The 23898-nt window shown below is 60.4% G+C and carries 19 protein-coding genes; 10 read left to right on the top strand and 9 right to left on the bottom strand.

Annotated elements, in window-relative coordinates:
* Positions 1 to 144: 144 nt before the first annotated feature.
* Positions 145 to 756, top strand: a complete 612-nt coding sequence (locus AC0IXS_RS05070) for a hypothetical protein (RefSeq protein ID WP_004881032.1) — start codon at positions 145 to 147, stop codon at positions 754 to 756.
* Positions 757 to 859: 103 nt separating this feature from the next.
* The gene (locus AC0IXS_RS05075; protein WP_137202608.1) at positions 860 to 1126 is read left to right on the top strand and encodes a DUF4404 family protein; all 267 of its coding nucleotides are present in this window, start codon (positions 860 to 862) and stop codon (positions 1124 to 1126) included.
* A 138-nt stretch (positions 1127 to 1264) separates the two neighbouring features.
* On the opposite strand, the gene queF is transcribed toward AC0IXS_RS05075, so the two are convergent.
* Entirely contained in the window at positions 1265 to 2095 is an 831-nt protein-coding gene (queF, locus tag AC0IXS_RS05080) for an NADPH-dependent 7-cyano-7-deazaguanine reductase QueF (protein ID WP_191954345.1), read from the bottom strand.
* Between the two features lie 175 nt (positions 2096 to 2270).
* On the opposite strand from queF, the gene AC0IXS_RS05085 reads away from it, so the two are divergent.
* Both AC0IXS_RS05085 and AC0IXS_RS05090 read left to right on the top strand, forming a co-directional pair.
* The gene (locus AC0IXS_RS05085) at positions 2271 to 2951 is read left to right on the top strand and encodes a heavy metal response regulator transcription factor (RefSeq protein ID WP_471824028.1); all 681 of its coding nucleotides are present in this window, start codon (positions 2271 to 2273) and stop codon (positions 2949 to 2951) included.
* The gene (locus AC0IXS_RS05090; RefSeq protein WP_191957096.1) at positions 2948 to 4309 is read left to right on the top strand and encodes a heavy metal sensor histidine kinase; all 1362 of its coding nucleotides are present in this window, start codon (positions 2948 to 2950) and stop codon (positions 4307 to 4309) included. The genes AC0IXS_RS05085 and AC0IXS_RS05090 overlap by 4 nt, the downstream gene beginning before the upstream one ends.
* 52 nt (positions 4310 to 4361) lie before the next feature.
* On the opposite strand, the gene AC0IXS_RS05095 is transcribed toward AC0IXS_RS05090, so the two are convergent.
* The 3 genes from AC0IXS_RS05095 to AC0IXS_RS05105 all read right to left on the bottom strand — a co-directional run bounded on the left by AC0IXS_RS05095 (position 4362) and on the right by AC0IXS_RS05105 (position 7610).
* Positions 4362 to 5606 (bottom strand): lipoprotein-releasing ABC transporter permease subunit, encoded by a 1245-nt coding sequence (locus AC0IXS_RS05095; protein ID WP_471824030.1) that lies wholly within the window; start codon positions 5604 to 5606, stop codon positions 4362 to 4364.
* 62 nt (positions 5607 to 5668) lie between these two features.
* Positions 5669 to 6352: a lipoprotein-releasing ABC transporter ATP-binding protein LolD gene (gene lolD / locus AC0IXS_RS05100; protein WP_173335977.1), complete on the bottom strand. Its 684-nt coding sequence runs from the start codon at positions 6350 to 6352 to the stop codon at positions 5669 to 5671.
* A 7-nt stretch (positions 6353 to 6359) separates the two neighbouring features.
* The gene (locus AC0IXS_RS05105; RefSeq protein WP_043306661.1) at positions 6360 to 7610 is read right to left on the bottom strand and encodes a lipoprotein-releasing ABC transporter permease subunit; all 1251 of its coding nucleotides are present in this window, start codon (positions 7608 to 7610) and stop codon (positions 6360 to 6362) included.
* Positions 7611 to 7712: 102 nt separating this feature from the next.
* On the opposite strand from AC0IXS_RS05105, the gene AC0IXS_RS05110 reads away from it, so the two are divergent.
* The gene (locus AC0IXS_RS05110; protein WP_004881011.1) at positions 7713 to 8300 is read left to right on the top strand and encodes a PilZ domain-containing protein; all 588 of its coding nucleotides are present in this window, start codon (positions 7713 to 7715) and stop codon (positions 8298 to 8300) included.
* A 55-nt stretch (positions 8301 to 8355) separates the two neighbouring features.
* Positions 8356 to 9078 (top strand): glycerophosphodiester phosphodiesterase, encoded by a 723-nt coding sequence (locus AC0IXS_RS05115; RefSeq protein WP_004881009.1) that lies wholly within the window; start codon positions 8356 to 8358, stop codon positions 9076 to 9078.
* 42 nt (positions 9079 to 9120) lie between these two features.
* On the opposite strand, the gene sthA is transcribed toward AC0IXS_RS05115, so the two are convergent.
* Positions 9121 to 10515: a Si-specific NAD(P)(+) transhydrogenase gene (gene sthA, locus AC0IXS_RS05120; protein WP_025995295.1), complete on the bottom strand. Its 1395-nt coding sequence runs from the start codon at positions 10513 to 10515 to the stop codon at positions 9121 to 9123.
* A 135-nt stretch (positions 10516 to 10650) separates the two neighbouring features.
* Positions 10651 to 11673, bottom strand: a complete 1023-nt coding sequence (locus AC0IXS_RS05125) for an FAD:protein FMN transferase (RefSeq protein WP_057411097.1) — start codon at positions 11671 to 11673, stop codon at positions 10651 to 10653.
* Positions 11674 to 12159: 486 nt separating this feature from the next.
* On the opposite strand from AC0IXS_RS05125, the gene tcuC reads away from it, so the two are divergent.
* Positions 12160 to 13452, top strand: a complete 1293-nt coding sequence (tcuC, locus tag AC0IXS_RS05130) for an MFS transporter (protein ID WP_191954341.1) — start codon at positions 12160 to 12162, stop codon at positions 13450 to 13452.
* 112 nt (positions 13453 to 13564) lie between these two features.
* Here the strand turns inward: tcuC and AC0IXS_RS05135 are convergent, their stop codons facing one another.
* The 3 genes from AC0IXS_RS05135 to AC0IXS_RS05145 form a co-directional block, all read right to left on the bottom strand.
* Complete coding sequence (locus AC0IXS_RS05135; RefSeq protein ID WP_122690551.1) at positions 13565 to 13819, bottom strand: hypothetical protein; 255 nt, start codon at positions 13817 to 13819, stop codon at positions 13565 to 13567.
* Positions 13820 to 13946: 127 nt separating this feature from the next.
* Positions 13947 to 15212, bottom strand: a complete 1266-nt coding sequence (locus AC0IXS_RS05140) for an MFS transporter (protein WP_471824033.1) — start codon at positions 15210 to 15212, stop codon at positions 13947 to 13949.
* A gap of 171 nt (positions 15213 to 15383) precedes the next feature.
* Complete coding sequence (locus AC0IXS_RS05145; protein WP_449124141.1) at positions 15384 to 16847, bottom strand: glyceraldehyde-3-phosphate dehydrogenase; 1464 nt, start codon at positions 16845 to 16847, stop codon at positions 15384 to 15386.
* Positions 16848 to 17036: 189 nt separating this feature from the next.
* On the opposite strand from AC0IXS_RS05145, the gene mfd reads away from it, so the two are divergent.
* The 3 genes from mfd (at position 17037) to AC0IXS_RS05160 (ending at position 23845) form a co-directional block, all read left to right on the top strand.
* A complete protein-coding gene (mfd, locus tag AC0IXS_RS05150; protein ID WP_004880995.1) occupies positions 17037 to 20489 on the top strand; it encodes a transcription-repair coupling factor in 3453 nt (1150 codons plus the stop codon).
* An 11-nt stretch (positions 20490 to 20500) separates the two neighbouring features.
* Positions 20501 to 21025, top strand: coding sequence for a CsiV family protein (locus AC0IXS_RS05155; RefSeq protein WP_191954340.1), 525 nt, complete (start codon positions 20501 to 20503; stop codon positions 21023 to 21025).
* A gap of 75 nt (positions 21026 to 21100) precedes the next feature.
* The gene (locus AC0IXS_RS05160; RefSeq protein ID WP_043306655.1) at positions 21101 to 23845 is read left to right on the top strand and encodes a DEAD/DEAH box helicase; all 2745 of its coding nucleotides are present in this window, start codon (positions 21101 to 21103) and stop codon (positions 23843 to 23845) included.
* Positions 23846 to 23898: the final 53 nt, after the last annotated feature.

A 23898-nucleotide genomic window follows, 5' to 3' on the forward strand; every position in this document is an offset into this window, starting at 1 on the left:
ACGCAAGGACCGGCAGTATAAAGCGTTCTGTGACAAATAAGGCAGTTCTGTCGGTAAGGCAACGCAGGTAAACGCAGTCATCACTCGTTCATCGCAGTGTCACAAAAGGCCTGTAGCGTGCTTTGGTATTTCAGAGAGATCACCATGCTCGCGCCGGTCCTCAACCCGCAACCTTCATTCTCCGCCCTGCTGTTCGGCCTCAGCGGTTGCCTTGTGGACTTCGGTGCGCAGGCAGCAAGCCCTGCTGCCGACCGGGAATGCAATCACGCCGAGGCGACACCGGGTGCATTGGATGCCCTGCGAAGACTGCGTCAGCAAGGCCTGCCCTGTGCATGGCTGGACGAGTTGCCGGACACACTCAGTAATAAACTTGCTGAACCTTTGAATGACTGGATCATGGCCGCGCCCCGTCCCGCCGCACAGTGGCCAGCGCCAGATGCCTGCTGGACCGCCTTGATGGCTCTGGGTGTGCGCCAACTGGATGGCTGTGTATTGATCAGTGGTGATCCACGCCTGCTGCAATCGGGACTGAACGCCGGGCTATGGACGATTGGACTGGCGTCGTGCGGGCCGTTGTGCGGGTTGTCTCCTCTGCAATGGAAAGCCCTGACTGATGCCGAACGCGAACAGCGACGCGCTCATGCCACGCTTAAGCTCTATGCATTGGGCGTGCATTCGGTGATCGATCATCTGGGCGAGCTGGAGTCGTGCCTTGCAGACATCAGCCTGCGCCGCAGCAAGGGCGAAAAGCCCTGACACACATGCAGCCTGCTCTGGAGTGGATTAGTCTTAAGGCGTCACGAACCTTTAGCCCAGCGGCGTAGTCCATGGGACAGACTTATCATTGAAGGAGCACGTCATGCCTGCCCGCGAACTGCAAGAACAACTCGATACCCTGCGCGAGCAACTGGAGCAGAATCCCCCGCTGTCCGAGGCCGAACGCGACAATCTGCACGAACTGATGGCACAGATCCAGACCCGAATCGAACTGGAATACGCCACCCACGAAGACCCGAGTCTGGCCGATAGCGTGAACCTGGCGGTCGAGCGCTTCGAACTGGAACACCCAGCGATCGCCGGCACCCTGCGCAACGTCTTTCAGACGTTGGGCAACATGGGGATCTGATGATCGCTGACAGGCCACTTTGATCGTGCCCATCGCTCTGCATGGGCATGTGTCCCGTCACGCTACGCGTCACATTCAAGAGCGGACGCGGAGCGTCCTGAACGGCGTTGCGAACGATCAGTAAGCGGCCCGGACTGCTTACTGCCGCGCCAGCCTGCCGTTTTCCACGTCAAGCACTTCGGTACTTCGATACGGGTTGATGTCCAGACCGCCGCGTCGTACGTAACGCGCATACACCGTCAGTTTCTCTGGCTTCAGCAGTCGCTGCAGGTCGAGAAAGATCCGCTCCACGCATTGCTCGTGGAAGTCCGAATGCTGGCGGAAGCTGACGATGTAGGCCAACAGACTCGCATGATCCAGTGCCGCGCCGCGGTATTCGACCACGACGCTGCCCCAGTCCGGCTGACTGGTGACCGGACAGTTGGACTTGAGCAGATGGCTGTACACGCTTTCCTCGACGATGCGCGACTCGTCACAACGCAGCAGTTCAGGTTGCGGCCGATCGTAACTGCTGACCCTGATGTCCAGATCGTCGATGCACACGCCCGGCAACGCCGCGACCCCTTCGCGCTCGATCTCGTCAAGACTGCGGATGCGCACGCCGACCGGTTTTCCGGCAGCCGCTGAAAGGTCCTTCTCCAGCGCGACCTGTAATTGCTCACGCGTCTCGAACGCAGTCTGGTTGAGCGAGTTCAGGTACAACTTGAACGACTTGGACTCGATGATATTCGGCGAGTCGGCCGGGATACTGAACTCGGCAATCGCCACCACCGGCTTGCCCGACGGCAGCAGCCAGGACAGCTCATAGCAGTTCCAGAAGTCGACTCCCCGATACGGCAGCGTCTCGGCTGTCAGCCCCAGCTCGGCCCATTTCGCAGCGCGCGGAATCGGGAACAGCAAGGAGGGCGTATAGGTGGCGATGTACTCACTGGACTTGCCCAGCGGCGAGTGTTCGGCTGCGGGATGCATGGCGATACCTGGATCATGAATTAACGCGGCGAGTTTATAGGGTTTGCGACAGGCTTTCAGCGACAATCTCTCGCCCGACGCGACGCAGCCGGATCATTACAGTCGTGTCAGCTTCGCCCCGAATCGTGCCGCCTGCGCTATAAAGCCTGCATTGCACAGCACATGACCGCGCCCGATGAAATTACTGATCGTTGAAGACCAATCCAGAACCGGCCAGTTTCTGCGCCAGGGCCTGAGCGAAGCCGGGTTCGACACCGAATGGGTGGCTGACGGCAGAACCGGTCAGCAGCGGGCCTTGAGTGGCGACCATGCACTGCTGATTCTTGATGTGATGCTGCCGGACTGTAACGGCTGGGAAATCCTTGAATCGGTACGCGCTGCAGGGCTGGATACCCCGGTGCTGTTCCTGACCGCGCGTGATGCCATCGAAGACCGCGTTCACGGCCTTGAACTGGGTGCTGACGATTATCTGGTCAAACCCTTCGCCTTCTCCGAATTGCTCGCCAGGGTCCGTACCCTGCTGCGCCGCGGTGGCAGTGCCGCTGTCGAGACTCATCTGCAGATCGCCGACCTGCGTCTGGATCTGATGCGACGCGAAGTTGAACGCAACGGCCAGCGAATCGTCCTGACGGCCAAGGAGTTCACCTTGCTGGAGTTGCTGCTGCGTCGTCACGGGGAGGTGCTGCCCAAATCTCTGCTGGCAGCGCAAGTCTGGGGCATGAATTTTGACAGTGACACCAACATCATCGAAGTTGCCATCCGCCGTCTGCGGGCCAAGATCGATGACGACTTTCCCGACAAACTGATTCATACCGTGCGCGGCATGGGCTATGTCATCGAAGAGCGCTGGCTGTGAATCTGCGGCGCCGGTTTGATCGGCTTTCATTACGCAATCGCCTGGCGCTGCTGTTTTCCGTCTGCACGGCTGCGGTCTCGCTCACCGCGGGCATCCTGTTCAACCATGCCAGCGAAGCGCATTTCGTCGAACTGGACCGGCAACTGCTCGACACCCGGCTCACCAGTCTGCGCAGCACGTTGCAAGGTGTCGAGACAGCGCAGGATTTCGACCAGCGTCGGCAACTGGCGCTGTCCAGTACTGGACACCAGCCGGACCTGACGTTGCGCATCACAGGCCCTGACGGCCAGATCTGGTTCGATAACCTCTCAGCCGCTGCGCCGCTCGATGACGACCTTCAGACGATCAACGCTGACCAGACGGCCTATCGCAGCCTTACGCAATCACTAGCGCAGCACACAAGGCCCTCACCCAAGGTCACGCTATTGCTGGACATCACCCATCACCAGCACTTTCTGGAGCGAATGCAACACCTCATCTGGCTTACCGTCGGCCTGTCTGCCCTCGCTACCGCGCTGCTCGGTGCCTGGGCCACCCGCAGCGGGCTGAAGCCGTTGCGCAGGATGAGCACTGTCGCGGCCAGCGTGTCGGCCAGTTCGCTGACCACCCGCCTTCCCGAACAGGACATGCCTACAGAGCTGGCGGAACTGACCCGCGCATTCAATGCCATGCTTGGTCGGCTGGACGACAGCTTCCAACGCCTGTCGGCGTTTTCTGCCGATATCGCCCATGAGCTGCGCACGCCGCTGTCCAACCTGCTGACCCAGACCCAGGTCACCCTCACCCGCCCGCGTGCGCTCGAAGACTACCGCGAAGCGCTGACCGGCAACCTCGAAGAGTTGCAAGGCATGGCGCAGATGGTCAACGACATGCTGTTCCTGGCCAAGGCCGAGCACGGCCTCTTGCGCCCAGCACGTGAAGCGCTGCAACTGGAAAATGAGGTGGATGCGGTCCTGGAGTTCTTCGCGCCACTGGCTGAAGACACGCAGGTGAGTCTGTCGCGAAAGGGACGGGCCACCGTGCACGGCGACGCTGCGCTGCTACGCCGCGTGCTGTCCAATCTGCTGGACAACGCCTTGCGTTTTACCCACCCGGGTGGCTACGTGAAGATCGAGTTGAAGACGTCACCGTCAAGCGTTGCTCTGAATGTTGAAAACAGCGGCACCGATATCGCTGCTGATGCCTTGCCACGCCTGTTCGACCGCTTTTACCGCGAAGACCCCGCCAGACTGGAAAGCAGCGAGCATGCAGGTCTGGGTCTGGCGATTACTCGCTCGATCATTCATGCCCATGGCGGCACGATTCGTTGCGAATCGGCCAACGGTGTCACCCGCTTCCTGATCGAACTGCCTGCCTGAGAACAAAAAAGCCGTTGCGGGTCGGCAACGGCTTGAATTCACAACCTGAAGATCATTCGTAACGCAGGGCGTGCGCCGGCTCGATCTGCGCGGCGCGCCAGGCCGGATAGACCGTGGCCAGGAAGCTCAGAATGAAACCGGCGCTGCAGATCAGCAACACGTCACCGCCCTGCAGTTCGGACGGCAGATTGCTGATGAAATACACGTCGGAACTGAAGATGTGCTGACCAGTAACCCGCTCGACCCAGCCCACCAGACTGCTGACATTCAGCGCCGCGATGATGCCGAGCACACCACCGATCAGCGTGCCGACAATACCGATCACCGTGCCCTGCACCATGAAGATCGCCATGATCTGTTTGGGTGTCGCGCCGATGGTGCGCAGGATGGCGATGTCGGCGCCCTTGTCGTTCACCACCATGATCAGCGTGGCGATGATGTTGAACGCGGCCACTGCGACGATCATCAGCAATAGCAGACCGATCATGGTCTTTTCCATTTTCATGGCGCTGAACAGACTGCCCTGAGTGTGTGTCCAGTCATCGGCGCGATAACCGTCGCCCAGGCTGCTGGCGATGGCAGTCGACACTTGCGGCGCCATGTACAGGTCTTTCAGCGCGAGACGCACGCCCTGCACCTGATTCGGCTGCCAGCGCTGCATCTGTGCGGCGTCTGTGATGTTGATCAGCGCCATGGAGCCGTCCAGCTCGGCACCGACCTTGAACACGCCAACGACCGTCAGACGCTGCAGACGCGGGGTGATGCCGCCCGGTGCGCTACTGACTTCGGGCACGATCAGAGTCAGCTTGTCACCAACGCTCAGGCGAAAGCGACGGGCCGTGAGATCGCCCAGCACGACGCCAAACTCGCCGGGTTTCAGATCTTCAAGGCTGCCACGCGTGATGTGCTTCGTGACAATCGACACTTCGTGTTCGAGTGCCGGATCAACGCCGCTGATCTGGATCGGCTGCATCGACCCCTTGTAGGACAGCATGCCTTCCATGTCGGTGAACGGCACGGCCGCCGTCACTTCGGGATTCTCAAGGGCAGCGGCGGCCAGCGGCTTCCAGTCATCCACCGGCGTCGTACCAGCGATCACTGCGTGCGGCACCATGCCAAGAATTCGCGAACTCATTTCACGCTGGAAACCGTTCATCACCGACAGCACCACGATCATTGCCAGCACACCCAGTGCCAGACCGATCATCGAGGTCATCGAAATGAACGAGATGAAGCTTTTGCGGCGCTTGGCGCGGGTATAGCGCATGCCGATGAAGATGGGTAACGGTCTGAACATTCGCGGAGCACCGTAGAAAAAGTGTAGAACCCGGCGCGATGACTTGCGCCGGGCCGGGTGAATCAAGCCTCGACGAGGCGACCGTCTTCCAGACGCAACACGCGGTCCATCTGTCTGGCCAGGCTCATGTCGTGGGTCACGACCAGAAACGCGGTGCGCGACGAGGTGCTCAGTTCACGCATCAGGTCCTGAATGCCCTGGGCCGTGTGATGGTCGAGGTTGCCGGTCGGCTCGTCGAGCATCACCAGACCCGGCTGATTGACCAGCGCACGCGCAATCGCCACGCGCTGACGCTCGCCGCCGGACAGCTCGGACGGCTTGTGCGCCAGACGATGTCCCAGCCCCACGCGTTCCAGCAGCGCAGTGGCGCGCTTGCGAGCCTCGGGAATCGCCGTACGACCGATCAGCAGCGGCATGCAGACGTTTTCCAGCGCCGTGAACTCGGGCAACAGGTGGTGGAACTGGTAGACGAAACCCAGTGCCCGGTTGCGCAGCAGACCACGGGCCTTCTCGCCCAGTGCCGACAGCTCTTCGCCCGCCAGCCAGACGCTGCCTTGCGATGGTGTGTCCAGGCCGCCCAGCAGATTGAGCAAGGTACTTTTGCCAGACCCCGAGCTGCCGACGATGGCGACCCGCTCACCGGGATGCAGTTCCAGTTGCAGGCCGGACAATACAACTACTGATTCCGGGCCTTCCTCGTAGGATTTACCCAGGTTGCGGCAACTCAATACAGCTTTATCAGACATGCCCGACTCACTCATAACGTAACGCCTCCGCCGGCTGGGTGCGCGCAGCACGCCAGGCGGGATACAGGGTGGCGAGGAAACTCAGGACCAACGCCGCACCGCAGACCTGGAACACGTCCTGGGCCATCAGTTGCGAAGGCAGGTAATCGATGAAATAGACGTCGGCGTTGAGAAACTTGTGTCCGATCAGCCCTTCAAGCGCCGATATCGCCGCGCTGACATTGAGCGCAGCGAGAATCCCCAGCGCCGCGCCGATCAGGGTGCCAACGACGCCGATCACCGTGCCCTGCACCATGAAGATCGCCATGATCTGGCGTGGGGTAGAGCCCAGCGTGCGGAGGATGGCGATATCGCCCTTCTTGTCGTTGACCACCATGACCAGCGTGGAAATGATGTTGAACGCCGCCACAGCCACGATCAGCAGCAACAGCAGCCCGATCATGGCCTTTTCCATACGGATCGCCTGATACAGGTTGCCGTGGGTACGGGTCCAGTCACGGGAGTAGAAATTGTTTTCGCCCAGCTTCTGAGCAATTTCCCACGAGGTGCGCGGTGCCGCGAACAGGTCTTTGAACTTGAGGCGCAGGCCCTGAACCTGATTGGGCTTCCAGCGATGCAGGCGCGCCAGATCATCAAGATTGGTCAGGCCCAGATAGCCGTCGATCTCGCCAGCGCCGACATGGAAAATGCCGGTCACTTCGAAACGCTTCATGCGCGGAAACATGCCGGCAGGTGTCAGTGAAACTTCAGGCGCCACGAACGTCAGTTTATCACCGACCGCGACACCCAGCTTGGCCGCTGCCTTGTCACCGATCATGATGCCGAAGCTGCCGGGCTCGAGGCTGTCGAGCTTACCCTGCTGGATGAAGTTGTCGATGATCGACACCTTGCGTTCCTGGGCCGGGTCGATGCCGTTGAGCAGCACCTTCTGCACCTTGCCTTCGTGGGTCAACAGACCCTGCATCTGGGTGAATGGCGCAACCGCGAGCACCTCAGAGTTCTCCTGAACCCTGGCGGCGAGCGCCTTCCAGTCCGTAATCGGGTCACCGGACTCGATGGTCGCGTGAGGCACCATGCCCAGCACACGGGTGCGCATTTCATGATCGAAGCCATTCATGACCGATAACACGACTATCATCACCACAACGCCAAGCGCCAGGCCGATCATGGAAGTCAGGGAAATGAAGGAAACAAAATGGTTACGTCGTTTTGCACGTGTGTAGCGCGTGCCTATGAATACAAAAAGAGGTCTGAACATTAGGGACTTTGTTCGCAGGAATGAGGACGTCCGTGTGGCGGGCCTTGACGTGCAGCTTTACACTCGAGACTCTCTGACCACCGCCGCTACCATGGGTTCGCCATGTCGACATTAGATGAAGCAGAACGCCGCGAATACTACCGTATCGATGCCAGCGTCGCACTGGAAATTAACCCGCTGTCCGCAGCCGAGGCCGCCAGCCACGAGGCGATGAAGGAGACCTCGGCGCTGTTCGACCTGCTGAGCGAGCTGCATGTCAGCGAATTCGAATCCCAGCATCTGCTGCGCCAGCTCGACGAGCGCGACCGCGTGCTCAACAGTTTTCTCAAGTCGCTGAACAAGCGCATCGACCTGCTCGGTCAGGTTGTCGCCCACACCGCGCTGGGCAAGCTCGGCACACCGCAGCCGGTCAAACTGTCCGAAGGCGGCATGCAGTTCAATTCGTTGCAAAATTATACGGTGGGCGAAGAACTCTCGATCAAGATGGTGCTGATGCCACAGGCCGCCGGCCTGATGCTGCACGCCAGGGTGACGCAGAGCGACGCACTGGCCGACGGCGGTTTCGACACCTGGGTCGAGTTCGTGCAGTTGCCTGATGCGCAGCGCCAGTTGATTGCCCGTCACGTTCTGCAACGCCAGGCGCAGCAACGTCGCCAGGCGCTGGAGCGAGGCCAGCCCTCAGGCTCATGATTCACCCCTTATCCGATCACACCAGTAGTTGGCGCCTTTCAGGCCAGGAGTAAACGTGACCCTTATCTACGGCCACCGCGGCGCCAAGGGCGAAGCACCGGAAAACACCCTGACCAGCTTTCAGGAATGCCTCAAGCATGGCGTTCGCCGCTGCGAGCTGGACCTGCACCTGTCGCGCGACGGCGAACTGATGGTCATCCATGACCCAACCCTCAAGCGCACCACCGACCGACGCGGCAAGGTCCACGAACACGACGCAGCCGATCTGGTGACCTACGACGCACGCAAGGGCGGACCTGGCTGGGTGAACCCCTGCCCGATTCCGCGCCTGGAAGAGTTGTTCGAACACTGCGACTTCGAGCACTGGCAGCTGGAAGTCAAAAGCGCCTCACGCACCCGTGCGGCAAATACCGTGCTGGCCATTCGTGAAATGGTTCAGCGGCACGGCTTGCTGGACAAGGTCACCATCACCTCAAGCTCCCGTGAAGTGCTGCGCGCCGCTGTCGAGTTGACGCCGGACATCTCGCGGGGACTGGTAGCCGAATACGCCTGGCTCGACCCGCTGAAGGTCGCGCAGAATTATGGTTGCGAAATTCTGGCGTTGAACTGGACTTTATGCACCCCTGAGCGTCTGCAAAAGGCACAGCGTCAGGGGCTGCATGTGTCGGTATGGACGGTCAACGAACCGGCGCTGATGCGCAGGCTCGCTGACTTCGGCGTAGACAGCCTGATTACAGACTTTCCCGGTTTGGCCACCGCCACGCTCGGGAATCGCTGAAATCGGTCGCCCCGGCCGGCTCAGGCCACCGGCCGGAGTCGCTCAAAAAAGCCGGTTGAGGCCATCGTAAGCGGCTACCCGATAGGCTTCGGCCATGGTCGGGTAGTTGAACGTGGTGTTCACGAAGTACTTGATCGAGTTGGCTTCGCCCGGCTGACTCATGATCGCCTGACCGATGTGCACGATCTCCGATGCCTGGTCGCCGAAGCAATGCACGCCCAGCACTTCAAGCGTCTCGCGGTGGAACAGGATCTTCAGCATCCCCACGCGTTCGCCGGAGATCTGCGCACGCGCCATGCCCTTGAAGAACGCCTTGCCCACTTCGTATGGCACCTTGGCCTGGGTCAACTCATGCTCGTTCTTGCCGATCGAGCTGATCTCGGGAATGGTGTAGATACCGGTCGGCACATCATTCACATAACGCCAGCTGCCATTGTCGACCACACTGCCCGCCGCCGAGCGACCCTGGTCGTACGCTGCACTGGCCAGGCTTGGCCAGCCGATCACATCGCCCGCACCGTAAACACTGGCCACGCTGGTGCGATAGGTCTCATCGACTTCGATCTGGCCACGGCCATTGGCCTTGAGGCCGATATTTTCCAGCCCCAGCTTGTCGGTGTTGCCGGTACGACCGTTACACCACAGCAAGGCATCGGCCTTGATCTTCTTGCCGGACTTGAGGTGCAGAATCACCCCGTTATCCAGGCCTTCGACCTTTTCGTATTCTTCGTTATGGCGAACCATTACGTTGTTATTGCTGAAGTGATAGCTCAGCGCCTGCGAAATCTCGGTATCGAGGAAGCTCAGCAACTGGTCGCGGTTGTCCACCAGCTCGACCAGAACGCCAAGACCGCTGAAGATCGACGCGTATTCACAGCCGATTACGCCAGCACCGTAGATGATCAGCTTGCGCGGGGTGTGCCCCAGGCTGAGGATGGTGTCGCTGTCGTAGATACGCTTGTGGCTGAAGTCGATGTCCGCCGGGCGGTAAGGACGCGAGCCGGTGGCGATGATGATCTGGTTGGCGACCAGTTTTTCCATGACGCCATTGGCGCAGACCACGTTGATGCTGTTCTCGTCGGCGAAACTGCCTGTCCCAAAGAACACATCGACCCGGTTGCGGGCGTAATAGGCAGTGCGCGAGGCCACCTGCTTGGAGATGACCATCTCCGCGTTTTTCAACACATCCGGAAACGAAAACCAGCGCGGCTCGCCAATGGCCCGGAACATGGGGTTGGTGTTGAACTGAATGATCTGTTTGACCGAGTGACGCAGTGCCTTGGACGGGATGGTGCCCAAATGAGTGCAGTTGCCGCCCACTTGCCGACGGCTGTCGACCATGGCGACCTTGCGTCCCGCCTTCGCGGCGTTCATTGCCGCGCCTTCTCCGGCTGGGCCGGAACCCAGTACCACTACGTCGTAGTTGTAGACAGCCATGCGTACTCCTTTAGAACAGTCCGAGGCGCCACTCTGGCATCTCTGGCTAAATCACGCGGCGCAGTCTAGCGCTGCGCCGAGGCGGCGAACATTAACCCTTGGTCGCGTCGAAGGCCACTTTTGTCTGTGCCGCACTTACAGTGGCTGCTCCGTCACGAGCCGGTCGAACGACGCGTTGCTGTGAATGATAAAGCGCTTATCGGCACGAATCACAAAAAAAGCAGCAATTTGATGCTCTTGCGCGTAATTCCATCCCCGCTCCGGCCCCAGAATCAACAGTAGAGAAGATAGACCATCGGCCATCAATGCAGAGGGATGAATGACGGTCACCGACACCAGTCCGTGATTGACGGGCGTGCCGCTCGTGGCATCCAGCGTGCGGGAGCCTTGATGACGCACACCGCCGAAAACGGGTGAGTGGTCGTTTGAGGTGGAAACACTGTTGTTGCGCAATGCAAAAACCTTTTGCTGCGCCTGATGCTCGTTTTGTGGCAACTCCAGCGTCACTCGCCAGGGCGCACCATCGGGCTTGCGACCTCGGGTTTTCAGCTCGCCGTTGACCTGCACCAGATAATCGCGCAAGCCCAGCGCTTCAAGGCGTTCCCCAATGCGATCCACGGCATAACCTGCCGCAATACTGTTGAGATCCACACGTACGTCTGAGGTCTTGCACAACCGCTGAACATCAATGCGCAAGCCTCGATAACCGACCTGGGCGCGGACGCTTTCCAACTCCTTGCGGGTAGGCGGCTCCCTGGGCACGCTGTCAGGACTGAAACCCCACAACTCCATCAGCGGCTCGACCGTCACATCAAAAGCGCCGTTGCTCTCGCGGGCCAGATAATCGCCGAAGCGAACCAGCTGCAGAATCGGAGCGGGCACGGTCTGGCAACTGTTGGCAGGCAAGCTGTTGAATTGCGCGATATCCGAATCGCTTCGCCACAGAGACATCTGCTGATCGAGCTCACCCAAAATGGCATCGACTTCCCGATGCAGAACCTCACTGTCAGGCTGACCCGTCCCATGCGCATAGACCACAGCGTAATGACTGCCCATGGTCGGCCCGCCAAAACTTTCCAGACTGCGCTCCTGGCCACAACCACTACACACCACCAGCCCCAGATACCCTGCAACCCGTCCTAACCAACCCAAACTCATATCCCGCAAGGTCAAAATCATCAAGAGTGCCGTGTGCGCTCGCGTCGAACAAGGCGTGTGAAGTCGCGTCGATCTGCCTGCACATGCTCCATCGCGCTTTCGGCCAGCCAATGCGGCGTCATGCCCAAGGCTATAAAAACGGGCACTTTCAGATAAGCGGTAGGAGTCCATTTTGCCATCCTGGCTATCGGAAGAATCGTTGAGTGGCTCCGCCACGGTTTAAGGTTCCACGATGAGGCGCCCCCCGCCTTTGAGCATGGAACGTCGTTACTCAATAACGGGACACGCCATGTCAGCCCACGGAAAATTAATTAAATTCACATTTGTCAAGCCCCCGATTGTATCCAGCGATATTCCGAAACGGTTGTTTTTGAGCGATGTAACACATACTGTTACAAATACGCGTGACTGCTTTCAGCTCAAACACGGAACACACGCGCACAACGACAACGAACTTCAAGCCGATGAGCCTGAGCGAGTAACTAAATGGCCTCCACAACCAGTAAGGGCAAGGCGATCTTTCGCGTTGTCAGCGGTAACTTCCTCGAAATGTTCGACTTCATGGTCTATGGCTTTTACGCCACGGCCATTGCCAAAGCCTTCTTTCCCTCCGACAGCGCCTTCGCATCCCTGATGCTGTCGCTGGCGACATTCGGCGCCGGCTTCCTGATGCGGCCGCTGGGCGCAATCTTTCTGGGTGCCTACATCGACCGCCACGGCCGCCGGAAAGGATTGATCGTGACCCTCGCCATGATGGCCATGGGCACACTACTGATTGCCTGCGTTCCGGGCTATGCAACGCTGGGCGTTGCTGCGCCGTTACTGGTATTGCTGGGACGCCTGTTGCAGGGCTTTTCGGCAGGTGTGGAACTGGGTGGTGTTTCGGTCTATCTGGCTGAAATCTCGACACCGGGCCGCAAGGGCTTCTTCGTCAGTTGGCAGTCCGCCAGCCAACAGGCCGCAGTGGTATTCGCGGGCCTCTTGGGTGTTGGCTTGAACCACTGGCTCAGCACCGAGCAGATGACTGACTGGGGCTGGCGTGTACCGTTCCTGGTCGGCTGCATGATCGTACCGGCCATTTTCATCATTCGCCGCTCGCTGGAAGAGTCCCCTGAGTTCGAAGCACGTACGCATCGTCCGACCTTGCGTGAAGTGGTTCGCTCGATCAGCCAGAACTTCGGCCTGGTGCTGGGCGGCATGGCGCTGGTGGTCATGACCACTGTGTCGTTCTACCTGATCACGGCCTACACGCCGACATTCGGCAAGAACGAGCTGAACCTGACAGACCTTGAAAGCCTGCTGGTTACCGTGTGCGTGGGTGTGTCGAACTTCATTTGGCTGCCGATCATGGGTTCGTTCTCGGACCGCATCGGGCGCAAGCCGCTGCTGATAGCTGCCACCGTACTGGCCATTGCCACCGCCTACCCTGCCCTGTCGTGGCTGGTAGATCACCCAAGCTTCAGCCACCTGCTGATGGTCGAGCTGTGGTTCTCGTTCCTGTACGGCTCCTATAACGGCGCGATGGTCGTTGCCCTGACCGAGATCATGCCGGTCGAGGTCCGCACAACCGGTTTCTCGCTGGCCTACAGCCTGGCAACCGCGACCTTCGGTGGTTTCACCCCGGCAGCCTGCACGTACCTGATTCATGCGCTGGGCAACAAGGCTGCACCGGGCATCTGGCTCACCGGCGCTGCCGTGCTGGGCCTGGTCGCAACGCTGGTCCTGTTCCGCAAGGGCGGCCAGAAGCTCGAAGCACCTGGCGCTGCAGCGACTGCCTGATTACGGGTCACTGCGCGCAATAAAAAACCCCGGTCTGACATCGTTCAGACCGGGGTTTTCTACATCTATACCTTGCATTTATTCGCTCCGGGACAGATCAAGCGTCGGCTCTTCAGCGCGCCCCATACCTCGCATGATAAGACGGGCCACCGGTGGCAACCTGCGGATTCCAGTCCGCTGCCTGCCCGCACGCCTTGTCCAGCTCGGCCCAGGGATCTGATTTCTCGTACTCGCACGAGCAGCCTTTGGAATGCAGGAACACGGCTCCGCGATCAGCCTCCTCCTGCCCCGCCAGACACACTCTGCAGGAAACCACACGCCTGTTAAGCCGCCAGCGGCTGTTCCACTTGATGAGATCGTCAATCATTGTCCCATCCCTCCAATAACCCAGTCTTAAGACTGTGAGTGAACGCGTGCTCGCAAGTTTCTGTGTATCTGAAAGTAACTGACCGACGGCCGTCTCCCTTCGGCGGATCACACCCTTACATTTTGCCTCAGCCTTCGCGCGTCCAAGGCCTGAAACTCATCCACAGCAACAGCCCCGGCACCTGCAGCGCAATCATCAGTCCGAGCGACCACTGATAGGCCTCGACCGGATGTGCAACGCCGTCAAGGGTCGGCCAGAGGTTCAACACTGCCCCCGCCAGCCACTGCAGGATGAACGCCAGCACGAACACCACCAGGTTGAAGGAAGAGCTCACTCTTCCGGCCAGCTCCGGCGGAACCGATTGCGCCACGATGGCGTAGTTCATGGTGGTCGAGGTGCCAAAGAAGCTGAAACCCATGGCGATCAGATAAGGCGACACCGGCAAACCGCTGATCATGAGCGCCTGAACACCGATGAAGATCGCCATGCCAGCGCCGCAAACCATGATCGGCTGCACGCCGAAGCGGCGCAGATAATCCGTGATGGTGCCGAAAGCCAGGGAGCCTGCGACCATCGCCACCGCTCCGAACAGCAGCACGCGGGCCATGGCAGATTCGCTCAGGCCGGCCACGTCATGCAGCCACGGCCCCATCCACAACGACAGCACCGACATGTAGATGGCATGAGCGAACACCGAATACAGCGCCAGCCGCCAGAACGTCCACGAGGCGTACAGCCTGCCGACCGCGACAAACATGTCGGCAAATTTCGCAGGCCGGGCTTCGTAGGTCCTGGGCACACTGAAATGAATGATGCCCGCAACGCAGAAGGTCAGCAGCGCCAGGATCAGAAACGCCTCACGCCAGGTGAACCAGTCGAGCAGCAAATGCAGTGGCGTGGTGGATGCCATCGCACCGAGGCCGCCAATCGACAGCAGGCAGGCGGTACTCAACGGCAGGCGTTCGACCGGCAGCCAGATGGTGCATGCCTTGATGGCGCTCATCAACGAGCCCGCTACGCCCAGGCCGATCAATCCACGCCCGATCAGCAGGCCGGTCTCGGTGCTGGACAGGCTGAAGATGATCGAACCCAGCACTGAAAACAGCAGCATCGGCGCCTGCACACTGCGTGGCCCATAACGGTCCAGCATCACGCCCAGTGGAATCTGCGCAGCGGCAAAGGTCAGGAAGTACACGCCGGTCAGCAACCCGAGGCTGCTGGCAGGCAGGCTCAGGTCGGCCTGCAGATCCACATAGATCACGGCATTGACGGTACGGAACAGGTAGGAAACGAAATGCCCCAGACCGAAAGGAATGAAGATCGTCAGGAACAGAAAGAAGAAACTGGTTTTGAGGTGTTTTTGCGAGCCGTCCATGACCGAACCATCGTTCATCCGAATCCCCTTCCATGAGCCATTGTCTGCGCGGCTGTCAGCCCGCCGCCGCGGGCGTCGATCTTCCCATGATCTTTCGTCGCAACCAACACGCAAAAAAGGCCGGACCCTGTTTGCACAGGATCCGGCCCTTTCGTCACACACTACCCGGACTGGCCGGGCCGCGCATGTTTACTGCGGGAAGGCTGGCGGATTGACGTCGGCCATGTCTTCCATCACGCGAACCACCTGATGGCTGTAACCGAATTCGTTGTCGTACCAGACGTACAGGACAACGCGGTTATCGTTGACGATGGTTGCTTCGGCATCCACGACACCGGCGTGACGCGAACCCACGAAGTCAGTGGACACCACTTCCTGCGAGTTCACGAAGTCGATCTGCTTGTGCAGGTCCGAATGCAGCGCCATGTAGCGCAGGTACTCGTTCATTTCTTCGCGAGTGGTCTGCTTGTCGAGGTTCAGGTTGAGAATGGCCATGGACACGTTCGGCGTCGGAACGCGAATCGCGTTGCCGGTCAGCTTGCCGGCCAGCTCAGGCAGAGCCTTGGCAGCCGCCGTGGCAGCACCGGTTTCGGTGATAACCATGTTCAGCGCGGCGCTGCGACCACGACGGTCGCCCTTGTGGAAGTTGTCGATCAGGTTCTGGTCGTTCGTGTACGAGTGAACCGTTTCGACGTGACCGTTGACGATGCCGAACTTGTCGTTGACGGCCTTGAGCACCGGCACGATGGCGTTGGTGGTGCAGGAAGCTGCGGAAACGATCTTGTCGTCAGCAGTGATTTCGCCGTGGTTGATACCGTGCACGATGTTCTTCAGCTTACCTTTGCCCGGCGCGGTCAGTACGACGCGGTCGATGCCCGGGCAGGACAGGTGCTGGCCCAGACCGTCGGCATCACGCCATACACCGGTGTTGTCCACCAGCAGAGCGTCCTTGATCCCGTACTGGGTGTAATCCACCTCGGTCGGGTTCTTGGCGTAGATCACCTGGATCAGGTTACCGTTGGCAGTAATGGTGCTGTTGGCTTCGTCGATGGTAATGGTGCCGTCGAACGGACCGTGCACCGAATCGCGACGCAGCAGGCTGGCACGCTTGACCAGATCGTTTTCCGCGCCTTTGCGGACCACGATGGCGCGCAGACGCAGGCCGTCGCCACCACCGGTTTTTTCGATCAGGATCCGCGCCAGCAGGCGGCCGATGCGACCAAAACCGTACAGCACAACATCCGTGCCCTTGCGCGGGCTGGTGTTCTGCTGACCTACAACACTGGCCAGTTCGTCACGCACGAACTGCTCAGGCGTACAGCCATTGCCTTCGGTCTTGAACTTGACCGCCAGCTTGCCCAGGTCCACCGAAGCGGCGCCCAGCTTAAGCTCGCTCATCGCCTTGATGAGCGGGAAAGTCTCGTGTACGGACAACTCGCTCGCATCGGACTGACGATGGCGCGCAAAGCGGTGAGCTTTGAGAATCGCGATGACTGAACGGTTGATCAGGCTGCGGCCATAGATCGAACTCACCACATTGTTATTGCGGTAGAGCTGACCGATAAGCGGGATCATCGCCTCGGCGAGGGCTTCACGATCGATCCATTCACCAAGACACTGGTCGGGCTTCTGAGTCACGGGAACCTTCCACATGTAGGGGCTGAAAAAAGGGGCTACATTATGACCAAGCCAGTGTTTATGAGCAATGCGCGACTGTCAGATCGTTGCGCACTACATAATTTCGGCCCGTAAATACGCGGTAATGGACTGGAAAACTGACAGCCACCACCTTCCCCCGCTACAATCGCCGCCCCTGTCGCAACGCCTGGAGCCTGACCTTCCGTGCCAGTTCTGCGTCTACCGCTTCTTTCTGCCGCTGCAGGCAAACACCACTGGGGCAATCTTCCCGGTGCCGCACTGAGCCTGGCAATCGCCGAGGCTGCCAGCGCTGCCAAGCGCTTCACCCTGCTTCTGACCGCCGACAGCCAGAGTGCCGAGCGGCTGGAACAGGAACTGAAGTTCTTCGCGCCCACGCTGCCGGTTCTGCACTTCCCGGACTGGGAAACCCTGCCCTACGATCTGTTCTCGCCGCACCAGGACATCATTTCCCAGCGTATCGCCAGCCTGTATCGCCTGCCGGAACTGGAACATGGCGTTCTCGTAGTACCGATCACCACGGCCCTACACAGACTGGCGCCGACCAAATTCCTGCTGGGCAGTAGCCTGGTGCTGGACGTCGGCCAGAAGCTCGATGTCGAGGCCATGCGCACCCGTCTGGAAGCCAGCGGTTATCGCTACGTGGACACGGTCTACGAGCATGGCGAGTTCACGGTACGCGGCGCGCTGATCGATCTGTTCCCGATGGGCAGCAAGGTGCCTTACCGCATCGACCTGTTCGACGATGAGATCGAAACCCTGCGCACCTTCGACCCGGACACGCAGCGTTCCATCGAGAAGGTCGAATCGGTACGCCTGCTGCCTGCACGTGAATTCCCGCTGAAGAAAGAAGAAGTCACCCGCTTCAAGGCACGCTTCCGCGAGCGTTTCGACGTCGATTTCCGGCGCAGTCCGATTTTTCAGGACCTGAGTAGCGGCATCACGCCCGCCGGTATCGAGTACTACATCCCGCTGTTCTTCGAGGAAACCTCGACCCTGTTCGACTACCTGCCGCAGGACACTCAGGTGTTCTCGCTGCCGGGCATTGAACAGGCGGCGGAAAACTTCTGGAAAGACGTGCGCAACCGCTACGAAGAGCGCCGCGTCGACCCATCGCGCCCCTTGCTGCCGCCCGCCGAACTGTTCCTGCCAGTGGAAGACTGTTTCGCGCGCCTGAAGAACTGGCCGCGCGTCGTTGCCAGCCAGCAGGACATCGAAGCAGGTGGCGAACGCTCGCGTTTCCCCGCGCAGAGCCTGCCGGATCTGGCCATTGAAGCCAAGGCAGTCCAGCCGCTGGCCGCGCTGTCGAAATTCCTCGATGAATTCCCCGGTCGCGTGCTGTTCACCGCTGAATCGGCGGGGCGCCGGGAAGTGCTGCTGGAGTTGCTGGAGCGCCTCAAGCTGCGGCCAAAGACGGTCGACAGCTGGCTCGACTTCGTGGACGGCAAGGACCGGCTGGCAATCACCATCGCGCCGCTGGACGAAGGCCTGCTGCTGGAAGACCCGGCCCTTGCGCTGGTTGCCGAGAGCCCGCTGTTCGGCCAGCGCGTCATGCAACGCCGTCGGCGCGAGAAGCGCACCGATGGCGGCAATAACGACGCGGTCATCAAGAACCTGACCGAACTGCGCGAAGGCGCGCCGGTGGTGCACATCGACCACGGTGTCGGACGCTACCTGGGGCTGGCCACGCTGGAAGTCGAAAATCAGGTCGCTGAATTCCTGATGCTGGCGTACGCCGAGGACGCCAAGCTGTACGTCCCGGTCGCCAACCTGCACCTGATCGCCCGCTACACCGGCAGCGACGACGAAATGGCGCCGCTGCACCGTCTGGGTTCGGAAACCTGGCAGAAAGCCAAGCGCAAGGCCGCCGAGCAAGTGCGCGATGTGGCCGCCGAGCTGCTCGACATCTATGCCCGCCGCGCCGCCCGCGAAGGCTACGCGTTCGCCGATCCGAAAGCCGACTACGCGACCTTCAGCGCAGGCTTCCCGTTTGAAGAGACGCCGGATCAACAGACGACCATCGAGGCCGTGCGCGCCGACATGCTCGCGCCCAAACCCATGGATCGTCTGGTCTGCGGCGACGTGGGCTTCGGCAAGACCGAAGTCGCCATGCGCGCCGCATTCATTGCAGTGCACGGCGGGCGTCAGGTCGCGATTCTGGTACCGACCACCCTGCTCGCCCAGCAGCACTACAACAGTTTCCGCGACCGTTTCGCCGACTGGCCAGTGACTGTCGAAGTCATGAGCCGCTTCAAGTCGGCCAAGGAAGTCAGCGCCGCCGTCGCCGATCTGGCCGAAGGCAAGATCGACATCGTCATCGGCACGCACAAGCTGCTGCAGGACGACGTGAAGATCAAGAATCTGGGGCTGGTCATCATCGACGAAGAGCACCGTTTCGGTGTCCGCCAGAAAGAACAGCTCAAGGCCCTGCGCAGCGAAGTCGACATTCTGACCCTGACTGCAACGCCTATTCCGCGCACGCTTAACATGGCCGTGTCGGGCATGCGCGACCTGTCGATCATTGCCACGCCGCCAGCGCGCAGGCTTTCGGTGCGCACCTTCGTCATGGAGCAGAACAAGCCCACGATCAAGGAAGCACTGTTGCGCGAGCTGCTGCGCGGCGGCCAGGTCTATTACCTGCACAACGACGTCAAGACCATCGAGAAATGCGCCGCCGACCTCGCCGAACTGGTGCCCGAAGCGCGTATCGGCATCGGCCACGGCCAGATGCGCGAGCGTGAACTCGAACAGGTGATGAGCGACTTCTACCACAAGCGCTTCAACGTGCTGATCGCCTCGACCATCATCGAGACCGGCATTGACGTGCCGAGCGCCAACACCATCATCATCGAGCGCGCCGACAAGTTCGGTCTGGCGCAATTGCATCAGTTGCGCGGCCGTGTCGGACGCAGTCACCACCAGGCCTATGCCTATCTGCTGACACCGCCACGCAAGCAAGTCACCCGCGATGCCGAGAAGCGTCTGGAAGCCATCGCCAACACCCAGGACCTGGGCGCAGGCTTCGTGCTTGCCACCAACGACCTGGAAATCCGTGGCGCGGGCGAACTGCTGGGCGACGGCCAGAGCGGCCAGATCCAGGCCGTGGGTTTCACGCTGTACATGGAAATGCTCGAACGTGCGGTGAAGTCGATTCGCAAGGGCGAACAGCCCAACCTCGACCAGCCGCTGGGCGGAGGACCGGAAATCAACCTGCGCGTGCCTGCGCTGATTCCCGAGGCCTACCTGCCCGATGTGCATACCCGCCTGATTCTCTACAAGCGCATTGCCAATGCCGCCGACGAGGATGGTTTGAAGGACCTGCAGGTCGAGATGATCGACCGCTTCGGCCTGTTGCCCGAGCCGACCAAGGCGCTGGTGCGGATCACGCAACTCAAACTGCGCGCCGAGCAACTGGGCATTCGCAAGATCGACGCCGGGCCGCAAGGCGGGCGCATCGAGTTTGCCGCCGAAACGCCGGTCGACCCGCTGACCCTGATCAAGCTGATTCAGAGCCAGCCCAACCGTTACAAGTTCGAAGGCGCCACGCTGTTCAAATTCATGGTGCCGATGGAGCGCGCAGATGAGCGTTTCAACACGATCGAAGCGCTGCTTGAGCGCCTGACCCCGACAACTGCTTGAAGGATTCATCCATGCGTCTGTTTCGCTCATTGTCCCTGCTGCTGGTGCTCGTCGCGCCGGGCGCCTTTGCCGAGGGCACCTATCAGGTGGAGCTGATCCTGTTCCGCCAGAGCGGAGAGCCTGCAGCCACGCGCCAGCTCGCGCCCGAAGACTGGGACGCCGGTGCGCAGAAAATCGCCGCAGCCGATGAGCGCAGTCCGGCGCTCAACGATCTGGTCGCCAAATTGCAGGGCAGTGGCAACTATGAGGTGCTGATGCAGCGCGCCTGGCAGCAGACGATTGGCACCGAGCCCGTTAAAATTGCCGTTGCCACCGGCAAAGAACAGCTCGGCCACTTCCCCATCGAGGGCACGGTGAGCCTGGCAATGGATCGTTTCACCGACATCGATGCGCAGTTCTGGGTCAACCAGCTGGACCCGCATGGCTTGGTCCTCAACAGCGAGCGCCTGAAGCAGACCGCCAGGGTCAAGAATGGCGGGCTGAATTACCTGGATAACGGCAATCTGGCGCTGCTGATCAAAGTCTCTCCACTGTGATCGTTACGTATTCAAGGAGCACAGGCGTGCTCCCTTTCTTTTTGAGCATCGCTGCGGCGTAGGGCTTTTTTTAACTTGTCGTCCATTCTCGAAAAAGTCCTCGCCTCGGCCTGGACAGACCTGTTCACTGATCGAACGCTTGAGCGCGGGCGCGACTATGCCCGCCAGAAACGCATCGTGCTGGAAGACTCCAGCCCGCAGATCATCCGTACCGCCTGCCGAGGCTCGGGGCTGGAGATCTACACCCAGACGCTGCTGTTCAAGGATCCGGATCGCTACCGCAATTACCTGACCTGCAAATGCACCTGCCCTGTGCGCAACGACTGCAAACACTGTGTCGCGGCCATGTACTTCCTTGCGGACCCGACCAACCAGCCTTTGCTGCAGGCTGCGCTGAGTACCCACGAGCGGGAGATCCAGGCACAGATCGAGCAGAAGCCAAAACTGCCCGAGCGACTGGTCGACAACCTGCAACCCAAACCACGACTGATTCTGGCCAGCATCGAGTTCAGCGCCTACGAACCGCGCAACGGACGCATGCAACGGCACATTCAGCATCGCGCCGCACTGGCGTTCGCCTATGGCAAGCACTACGCGGTCGGTACGACCAACGTCAGCATTCTGGTGAGTTCGCTGGGCAGCGATCTGGTGAACCAGAAAAGCGACATCATCGAACACACCGAAACCGAAACCCTGCGCATCCGCCGTCAGGGCGAGCAGGAACGGCAGCTGCGCCAGCAACTGACCGATCTGGGGTTCAAGGTTTCCACGCGGCAGAGCAAGGCTCTGCCCGACAGCGCCGGCGACATGTACGAGTTGCCGAACGACAAGGCCTGGCTGCATTTCGTGCTGGACGACCTGCCAAAGCTTCGCGAGCAAGGCTGGGAGATCGAGATTCAGGACGAGTTCGGCTTTGACGTCACGCCGGTTGAAGACTGGTACGCGGTCATTGATGAGGAGAACGAACGCGACTGGTTCGATCTGGAACTGGGCATCATCGTCAATGGCGAACGCCTGAGCCTGCTGCCAATCCTGATCAACCTGATACGCAGCCATCCCGAACTGATGAGCCCTTCGGCCGTTGCCAAGCGCGGCGACGAAGAACAACTGCTGGTGCAGCTCAACCACTTCACGCAAAGCGGCGGCAGCCCGGTGCAGATCGCCCTGCCCTACGGCCGGCTCAAGCCGGTGCTGGCGACGCTGGGTGATTTCTATTGGCGCCAGGAAGGTAACAACGCGCTGCGCATGAGCAGGGCCGACGCAGCCCGGCTGACGCAACTCGAAGACCTGCCGCTGACCTGGCAGGGTGGCGACCGGCTGCGGCATTTTGCCGAGCGCCTGATCAACATCAAGGACGCGCCAGTAGCGGTCCCCGATGGTCTGAACGCGACCTTGCGACCCTATCAGCTGGAGGGCCTGAGCTGGATGCAGTCCCTGCGCGAGCTGGAAGTCGGTGGCGTGCTGGCTGACGACATGGGCCTGGGCAAGACCCTGCAGACACTGGCGCACCTGTTGATGGAAAAACAGGCCGGGCGTCTGGATCGTCCGGCACTGGCAGTAATGCCGACCAGCCTGATCCCCAACTGGCTGGACGAGTCCGAACACTTCACGCCAGACCTCAAGGTGCTGGCGCTGTATGGCGCCAATCGTCATCAGGACGCCAGCAACCTGCAGGACTACGACCTGATCCTGACCACGTACGCGTTGCTGCCCCGCGACCTCGAACTGCTTAAAAGCCAGTCGTTCCACCTGTTGATTCTTGACGAAGCCCAGTACATCAAGAACCCCAACAGCAAGGCCGCGCAGGCGGCACGAGACCTCAATGCGCGCCAGCGTCTGTGCCTGAGTGGCACGCCACTGGAAAACCACCTGGGCGAGCTGTGGTCGCTGTTCCACTTCCTGATGCCCGGCTGGCTGGGCAACAGCAAGGAGTTCAACAGCAACTACCGCACCGCGATCGAGAAGCACGGCAATCAGGACCGCCTGCAACACCTGAATGCACGCATCAAACCTTTCCTGCTGCGCCGCACCAAGGAACAGGTCGCGACCGAACTGCCGCCCAAGACCGAAATCATTCACTGGGTCGACCTCAATGACGCCCAGCGCGACGTGTATGAAACCGTGCGTCTGGCGATGGACAAGAAGGTCCGCGACGAAATCACTCGCAAGGGTGTGGCCCGCAGTCAGATCATCATTCTCGAAGCGCTGCTCAAGCTGCGTCAGGTGTGCTGCGACCTGCGGCTGGTCAACCCGGACATGCCGGTCAACAGCAAGCAAGGCACCTCCGGCAAGCTCAACAGCCTGATGGAAATGTTCGACGAACTGCTGGCCGAAGGACGCAAGATCCTGCTGTTCTCGCAGTTCACCTCGATGCTGAGCCTGATCGAGGCCGAACTGAAACAGCGCGGCATTCCTTACGCCCTGCTCACCGGCTCGACTCGCGACCGACGCACGCCGATCCACGACTTCCAGAGCGGCAAGCTGCCGATCTTTCTGATCAGCCTGAAAGCGGGCGGTACCGGCCTCAACCTGACCGCCGCCGACACCGTGATTCACTACGATCCATGGTGGAACCCGGCCGCCGAAAACCAGGCCACCGACCGCGCCTATCGCATCGGTCAGGACAAGCCGGTGTTCGTCTACAAGATGATCGCGCGCGGCACGGTGGAAGAGAAAATCCAGCGCCTGCAACGCGAGAAATCCGCCCTGGCGGCAGGCGTACTCGATGGCCGGGCCAGCGGCGACTGGAAGCTGCGCGACGAAGACCTGCAGGCCCTGTTCGCACCTCTTCCCGCAGCACCCAAGAAGTCCAGAAAATAGCAGCCGAGGGTACAGGCACTGAGCTACTATCGGCAGCGCTTGTACCCTCGACT

Source organism: Pseudomonas sp. AC016 (genome assembly GCF_979253365.1).